This window comes from Streptomyces sp. SID12501 (assembly GCF_010550245.1).
In the GTDB taxonomy this organism is placed as follows: Bacteria; Actinomycetota; Actinomycetes; order Streptomycetales; family Streptomycetaceae; genus Streptomyces.
This window is the reverse complement of sequence record NZ_JAAGLU010000087.1, coordinates 1-7,765: the sequence shown is the minus strand read 5'-3', so window position 1 is coordinate 7,765 and position 7,765 is coordinate 1. Positions and strand designations below refer to the sequence as shown.

2 protein-coding genes are annotated in these 7,765 nt (G+C 75.6%); both read right to left on the bottom strand.

Annotation, left to right across the window (positions count from 1 at the left end; translation table 11 throughout):
* Positions 1-6,072 (bottom strand): non-ribosomal peptide synthetase (locus G3I71_RS44425; RefSeq protein ID WP_164324521.1); only part of this gene is annotated, 6,072 nt, incomplete at its 3' end.
* Positions 6,069-7,765 (bottom strand): non-ribosomal peptide synthetase (locus G3I71_RS44420; protein ID WP_164324519.1); only part of this gene is annotated, 1,697 nt, incomplete at its 5' end. The genes G3I71_RS44420 and G3I71_RS44425, both read right to left, overlap by 4 nt.

The window sequence follows — 7,765 nt, the reverse complement described above, 5'->3', positions numbered from 1 at the left end:
CTCCGCGGTGAGGCGCTCGGCGGGCACCACCCAGGCGGCGAGCCGCTTCCCGCCGTCGGCGGCCGGGACGGCCGTGACCAGCGCTTCCCGTACGGCCGGGTCGGCGGTGAGGGCGGCCTCGGCCTCGCCGGGCTCCACCCGGTGGCCGCGGATCTTCACCTGGCTGTCGATGCGGCCCGCGAACTCCAGCAGCCCGCCCGGCAGTCGCCGGGCCAGGTCGCCGGTGCGGTAGAGACGGCTGCCGGGCCGTCCGTACGGGTCGGGCCGGAAGGCGAGGGCGGTCAGGTCGGGACGGCCGCCGTAGCCGCGGGCGAGTCCGTCGCCGCCGAGGAACACCTCGCCGGTGACGCCGTCGGGCACGGGCCGCAGGTCCGCGTCGAGGACGCGGACCAGGACGCCGGGCAGCGGGGCGCCGAGCGGGACCAGGGCCCGCCCGGACCGGGCGCGCACGGGGCCGTAGGTGGCGGCGACGGTGGCCTCGGTGGGCCCGTACTCGGCGCCGAGGGCCATGCCCCCGCCGCCGGCGCGGATCCGAGCGGCGACCCGGTCGGCCTGCGCGGTGGGGTAGGCGTCCCCGGCGCAGACCGCGAGCCCGGCCAGCCCGGCCAGTTCCCGGTCGGTCAGCTGGTGTTCCAGCAGCGTCAGATGGCCCGGCGTCAGGCCGACGAACGCGTACGGCGCGCCGCGCAGCAGCAGCGGCCCGAACTCGGCCGTGCCGTACCTCTGCGGCAGCACCCGTACCGGTTGCCCGGTCATCAGCGGCGCGTACAGCGCGGGCATCCCGAGGTCGAAGCCGGCCGGGGTGAACCAGGGCGCTCCGCCGCGGCCGGCCTCGGTGTACTGCCGTACGGCCCAGTCGAGGTAGTGCGCGACGGCCCGGTGGGAGACCTCGACGGCCTTGGGGGTGCCGGTGGAGCCGGAGGTGTGCAGGACGTAGGCGAGCCGGTCCGGGTCGTGCCGCAGGCCGAGCGGCGAGTCGTCGCCGTCGTGGGCGGCGTCCTCGGCGAGCAGCACGTCGGCGACGGGCAGCCGGGAGAGGTACGAGCGCTGGGTGACGGCGATCCGCGGCGCGGTCCCGGCGAGCCGGAGGTCCGGCGCGCACGGGTCGAGGGGCACCTGCACGGCGCCCGCCTTCCACACGCCGAGCAGGGCGGCGACGAGGTCCGGGCCGCGGTCGAGCAGCACCGCCACCCGGGTCTCGGCGCCGGCGCCGAGGGCGAGCAGCCGGCGGGCGATCCGGTTGGCGCGGGCGTCGAGCTCGCCGTAGGAGAGGCGGAAGTCCTCGCCGTGCAGGGCGGTGGCCGCCGGGGTGCGGGCGGCCTGCGCCTCGAAGGCGCCGAGGACGTCGGCGGGGGTCTCGGGGTGGGGCAGGGCGGGCGCCTTGAGGCGGGCGCGTTCGTAACGGTCGGGGAAGGCGCCGGTGCTGTCGCCGTCGGCGCCCGCGCGGGCCATCTCGGTGAGCACCGCTCGGTACAGCCCGGCCAGCCGGTCGGCGGCGGACCGGGAGAAGGTGCGGGTGCGGGAGGCGAGGGAGAGGTGACCGCGGACCGGGGTGCCGACGACGACGGGGAACTCGTTGGGGCTGTCGTCGCGGCTGGCCATGATGTCGATCAGCTCGGTGTCGACCTGGTGGAAGTCCAGGTAGTGGAAGAGCACGTCGATCAGGTGGGCCTCGCCGCCGGGCACCCGCATCGCGGGCATCGGGTAGCGGCGGTGCGGCCACAGCGCGACCTCCTGCGCGAAGACCTGCCGGGCCAGTTCGCCCCAGGTGCGGGCGGTCCGCTCGTAGGGGAAGGGCACCGAGTTGAGGTACATGCCGGAGACGGTCTCGGCGCCGGCCTCCTCGGGCCGGGCGTCGGCGACCATGCCGCCGCGGAAGGAGGCGGAGCGGGTCAGCAGCGACAGAACCTTGCTGTGCGCGGCGTGCAGCACGCTCTTGTACGGCACCTCGGCGGCGGTCGCCAGGGCGCGCAGGCCGGGTTCCAGGTCGGTCAGGGGCAGGTCGATGCGGTAGCGCTCGTCGGGTCCCGCGGGGTCGCCCGCCCAGCCGGGCGGCACGGTGAACTTGTCGTGTCCCTCGACGATCCCGCGCCAGAACTCCTGGTCGGCCGGGTCGTCGAGGGCGCGCAGCTCACCGGCGATGAAGTCGGCGTAGCGGACGGCGGGCGCGGGCGGCGCGGGGGCGGGCTCGCCGCCGGTGCGCAGGGCGCGGTAGGCGCGGAGCATCTCCATCAGCTGGGAGTGGTAGCTCCAGCCCTCGATGACGGGGTGGCACTCGGTGATCGACAGCCACCAGCTCTCGTCGTCCAGGAGGTGCACGGCCATCCGCATCAGAGGTGCCCGGGTCAGGTCGAACAGCTCGGCCCGGTCCCGGTCGGCGAAGTCCCACAGCGCCTGCTGCCGGGCGTCCTCGGGGAGGTGGCGCAGGTCCTCGTGGACGACGGGCATGCGGGCGGCGGCGTGCACCAGCTGGAGCGGCTGGGAGTACCCGGCCAGGGCGAAGGAGGTGCGCATCACCTCGTGCCGTTCGACGATCAGGTCGGCGGCCCGCTGGAACGCGGCCGGGTCGAAGGGGAGTTCGTCGCGGATCCGGAAGGAGGTGATGTTGTGGTAGCGGTTCTCGCCGCTGCCGCCGTGCATCTCGACGAGCATCCCGGCCTGGATGCGCGAGACCGGGTAGGCGTCGGTGACGTCGGCGGGCACGGCCGCCCGGTCGGCGGCGTCGATCAGCGCGAACCGTGCGACGGTCCGGGGTGTGCCGACGGCCGGGACGCCGGTGCGGGCGACGGCCGTTGCCAGGCGTTCGACGGTCCGGTGCTCGAAGACGTCCCGGACGCTGGTCTCCCAGCCGACCGCGCGCAGCGCCCCGACCAGTCCGACCGCGCGCAGCGAGTCGCCGCCCAGGTCGAAGAAGTTGTCGCGCACCCCGACGGTGTCCAGGCCGAGCACTCGCGCCCATACGGCGGCCATGGCCCGCTCGGCGTCGGTGCGGGCCTCGACGTGCGCGCCGACGGCGGTGGCGGCGCGGCCTGGCGCGGGCAGCGCGCGCCGGTCGAGCTTGCCGTTGCCGGTCAGTGGCAGCGCGTCCAGGGTGAGGTAGGCGGACGGCAGCATGTACGGCGGCAGCGACGCGCCGAGGTGTCCGCGCAGGGCGGCCGGGCCGAGGGCGTCGGCGCCGGTGCCGGGGGCCGGTACGAGGTAGGCGACGAGCTGCTTGTCGCCCGGGGTGTCCTCGCGGACGATCGCGACGGCCTCGGCGACGGCCGGGTGCGCGGTGAGCGCGGACTCCACCTCTCCCAACTCGATGCGGTAGCCGCGCAGTTTGACCTGGTGGTCGACGCGGGCGAGGAAGTCGAGGTTGCCGTCGGGCAGCACCCGGGCCAGGTCGCCGGAGCGGTAGAGGCGGCTGCCGGGCGGACCGTAGGGGTCGGGCACGAACCGCTCGGCGGTCAGGTCGGGCCGGCCGGCGTACCCGCGTGCCAGTCCGGTGCCGCCGATCCACACCTCGCCGGGGACGCCGGTGGGCAGCGGGCGCAGCCGGTCGTCCAGGACGTACATCGTGGTGTGCGGGACGGCCCGGCCGATGGGGACCAGCTCGGTGGTGACCGGTCCGTCGAGGAAGTAGGCGGAGTTGCCGACGGTGATCTCGGTGGGCCCGTACTCGGCGGCCAGCCGGGTGCCGCCCTCACCCGCCGCGGTCGCCCACCGTTCGGCGAGCCGGGCGGTGAAGGAGTCACCGGCGGCGATGACGAGTCCGGCCAGGCCGCGCACCTGTTCCGGGCTCAACTGCTGCTCCAGCAGGTCGAGATGGCCGGGGGTGAGCTTGATGAAGGCGTACGGTCCGCCTGCCGCGAGCAGGTCACCGAGGTCGGCGATGTCGAAGTCCTGCGGCAGCAGGTGCACCGGCTGCCCGGTCATCAGTGGCGCGAACAGGTCGGGAATGCCCAGGTCGAAGGCGACGGAGGAGAACAGCGGCGCTCCCCCGGTGCCCGCGCTCGCGTAGGCCTGGACCGTCCAGCCCAGGTAGTTGGCGAGGCCGCGGTGGCTGATCAGGACGCCCTTGGGGCGCCCGGTGGAGCCGGAGGTGTAGATGACGTAGGCGAGCCGGTCCAGGTCGTGGGCGGCGGGCAGCTCGGCGTCGGCCGTCTTCAGCGCGGACCGTTCGGCGGGGTCGTCGACGACGACCGTGCGGACGCCGGTGAAGCGGCCGGCGTACCGGGTTTCGGTGACGGCCAGGGCGGTCTCGGTCGCCGCCAGCATGTGGGCCACGCGGTCGTCCGGGTGGGCCGGGTCGACCGGGAGGTAGGCGGCGCCCGCCCGCCAGATGCCCAGCAGCGCGGCGACCAGGTCGGGGCCGCGGTCGAGGAGGACGGCGACGATGGCCTCAGGACCGGCACCCAGCTCGGTGAGGCGGCGGGCGAACCGGTCGGCGCGGGCGTCGAGTTCGGCGTAGGTGACGGTGGTGCCGTCGTGCCGCAGTGCGGGCGCGTCCGGGGTGGCCGCCGTCTGCGCGGTGATCGTCTCGAAGACCGGGCGCAGGGCGGCGAGTTCGAGCGGGCGGTCGGTGCCCACGGGGGTGGCCGGGCCGTCGAGGAGCAGGGCGCGCTCGGCGGCGTCCAGGACGTCGAGGTCGGCGACCGGGGTGCCGGGGGCCCGGGCGATCGCCGCGAGCAGGGTCCGGTAGTGGCGGGTGATCCGCTCGGCGGTGGCGGCGTCGAAGAGCGCGGTGGCGTACTCCAGGCTGCCGTGCAGGGTGCCGTCCGGCCGTTCGGCCAGGTGCAGGGTGAGATCGAAGCGGGAGACGCCGCTCTCGGCCGGTACGGACGAGACGGTCACGCCGGGCAGCTCCGGGCCCTCGGGGCCGCCCTCGCCGGAAACGAGGTCGAACATGACCTGGAAAACCGGGGTGGTGGACAGGTCCCGCTCCGACTCCACCTCGTCGGCGATCCGGTCGAAGGGGGTGCCCTGGTGGTCGAAGGCGGCCAGCACGGCCGTACGGCTGTCGGCGAGGAAGCGGCGGAACGGCGTCCCGGGCCGCCAGGCGGCGCGCAGCGCCAGGGTGTTGTAGGCGTAGCCGGCCATCCGGCGCAGCTCGGGCCGGGTACGGCCGGAGGAGGCGGTGCCGACGCACACGTCGGTGGTTCCGGCGTAGCGGCCGAGCAGCAGCTGCCATGCGCCGAGCAGGACCATGAAAGGAGTGACGCCCTCGTCCCGGGCGAGTCCGCGCAGTCTCTCCGCGACCGGTGCGGGCACCTCGAAGCGCGTCATGGCGCCGCCGCCGTCGCGGACGGCGGGCCGGGGCCGGTCGGTGGGCAGCCCGAGCGGAGCCAGCCCGGCCAGTCGCTCCCGCCACCAGGCCAGGTCGGCGGCCGCGGCCGGTGAGCTGTCCCGCTCGGTGAGCCACGCCGCGTAGTCGGCGTACTGGACGGGCGGCTCGGGCAGCGCACCCGCCGGGTCGCGGCCCTCGGCGGCGGCCGCGTACAGGGCCGAGAGGTCGGACAGCAGCAGCGGTCTGGTCATCGCGTCGCAGGCGATGTGGTGCACCACCGCCACCAGCACGTGGTCGTCCGCGGCGAGCCGCAGCAGCCGTACGCGCAGCGGCGGTTCGGCCGCGAGGTCGATGGGCCGGGCGGCCTGTTCCTCCGCGAAGGCGACGGCGCGGCCGTCGGCGTCCGCGTCGGTGTCGCCGCCCTGGACGACGGCGAAGTCCGCCGGGCCGGCCGGGTCGATCACCTGGCGGGGTTCGGTGCCGTCGAGGACGTATCGGGTGCGCAGGATCTCGTGGCGGGCGGCCAGCGTGTCGAAGGCGCGACGCAGGGCGCCGGTGTCGAGGGTGCCGCGCAGCCGGTACACCATCGGCAGCAGGTACTCGGGGCTGTCCGGGGCGAGTTGGTGCAGGAACCACAGGCTGCGCTGTCCGGCGGAGAGGACGAGGGGTGCCGAGCGGTCGGCCCGGGGTATTCCGGCCGGGACCGCGCGGCGGCCTCCGGCGCGGGCGGCCAGCCGGCGGCGCAGCAGTTCGGCCGCCAGCTCTTCCCGGTTCGGCGCGGTGGGTGCGGTGGGTGCGGTCACGGCTGGTACTCCCGTTGGGCGAGGGCCAGTTCGGCCTCGGTGAGCGATTCGATCTCGGCGCGTACGGCCTCTTCCACGGCGGCGGCGAGGCCGCGCACGGTGGGCCGCTCGAAGACGGCGCTCAGCGGCAGTTCGACGTCGAACTCCTCCTGGACGCGGGCGATCACCCGGGCCGCGCGGACCGAGTTGCCGCCGATCCGGAAGAAGCCCTGGCGGGCCCCGACCGGCCGGGCGGCGGGATCGCCGAACAGCACCTCGGACCAGATCTCGGCGAGGGCCTCCTCGACCGGTCCCTCGGGCGCGCTGTACGGCTCGTCGGCGAGCGCGGCGGCCAGGTCGGGCACGGGCAGCGCGGCGGTGTCGACCTTGTTGTGCCGGGTCAGCGGCAGCCGTTCCAGGCCCACCAGCAGGGCGGGCAGCATGTAGTCGGGCAGCCGACGGGCGCAGTGGTCGAGCAGTTCGCCGTCGGTGGTCGGCTCGGCGTGCGGGGCGGGCGTCCAGTAGCCGACCAGGGCGGCCTCGGGCCCGGAGCCGTGCACGGTGACGAACGCCTGGGCGACGGCCGGGTGCTCGACGAGGACGCCCTGGACCTCGCCGGTCTCCACCCTGCGGCCGCGGATCTTGACCTGGCCGTCGGCGCGGCCCGCGAACTCCAGGGTGCCGTCGGGCCGCATCCGGGCCCGGTCGCCGGTGCGGTACAGCCGCGACCCGGCAAGGCCGTAAGGGTCGGGCACGAAGGCGGCGGCGGTCAGGCCGGGGCGGCCGTGGTAGCCGCGGGCGAGTCCGTCGCCGCCGACGCACAGTTCGCCGGTGACGCCGTACGGGACGGGCTGGAGACGGTCGTCGAGGACGTACGCCGTCACGTGCGGGTAGGGGCGGCCGACGGGCACACCGGTGGCGGCGTCGTCGGCGTCCCAGCGGGTGGCGGCGATGGTGGTCTCGGTCAGCCCGTACTCGTTGATGAACCGCATCAGACGGCGCGAGAGTTCGCGGGCCAGCGCGGGCGGGCAGGGTTCGCCGCCGGTCTGGCCGACGATCGGACGGCGGCCGAGCCCCGCGTCCAGCAGCAGCTGCCAGTGCGTCGGGGCCACCTGGAGGTGGCTGACCTCGTGTTCGTCGATCAGCCGCAGCTGGGCCGCGTGGTCCCGCTGTTCCTGTTCCCGGGCGAGCACCAGCCGGCCCCCGGCCACCAGCGGCATGAACAGTTCGGTGCAGGAGATGTCGAAGGTGACCTGTGCCAGCGCCAGCCAGGCGTCGTCCGGGCCCTGGCCGAAGTCCAGGTGGGCCTGGGAGGCGCGCAGCATGGTGAGCAGCGAGCCGTGCTCGACGGCGACGCCCTTGGGCCGCCCGGTGGAGCCCGAGGTGTACATGAGGTAGGCGAGGCGGGAGGGGTCGTCGGCGACCGCCGGGACGGGCTGCGTGCGCCGCGTACCGGCAGTGTTGTCCGTGGTCTCCGCGACCGTGCCCACATCCAGTACCCGGCCTTCGAAGCGGCCCGTGAACCGGGCGGCGTGCGTGCCGTCGGTGACCAGGACCGCCGCCGCCGCGTCCGCCAGGACGTGCGCGGTGCGCTCGTCCGGGGCGGCCGGGTCCAGCGGCACATAGGCGGCGCCCGCCCGCCAGGCGCCGAGGAACGCGGCGACCAGGTCGGGGGTGCGGCCCAGCAGTACGGCGACCACCGAGCCCTCGCCTG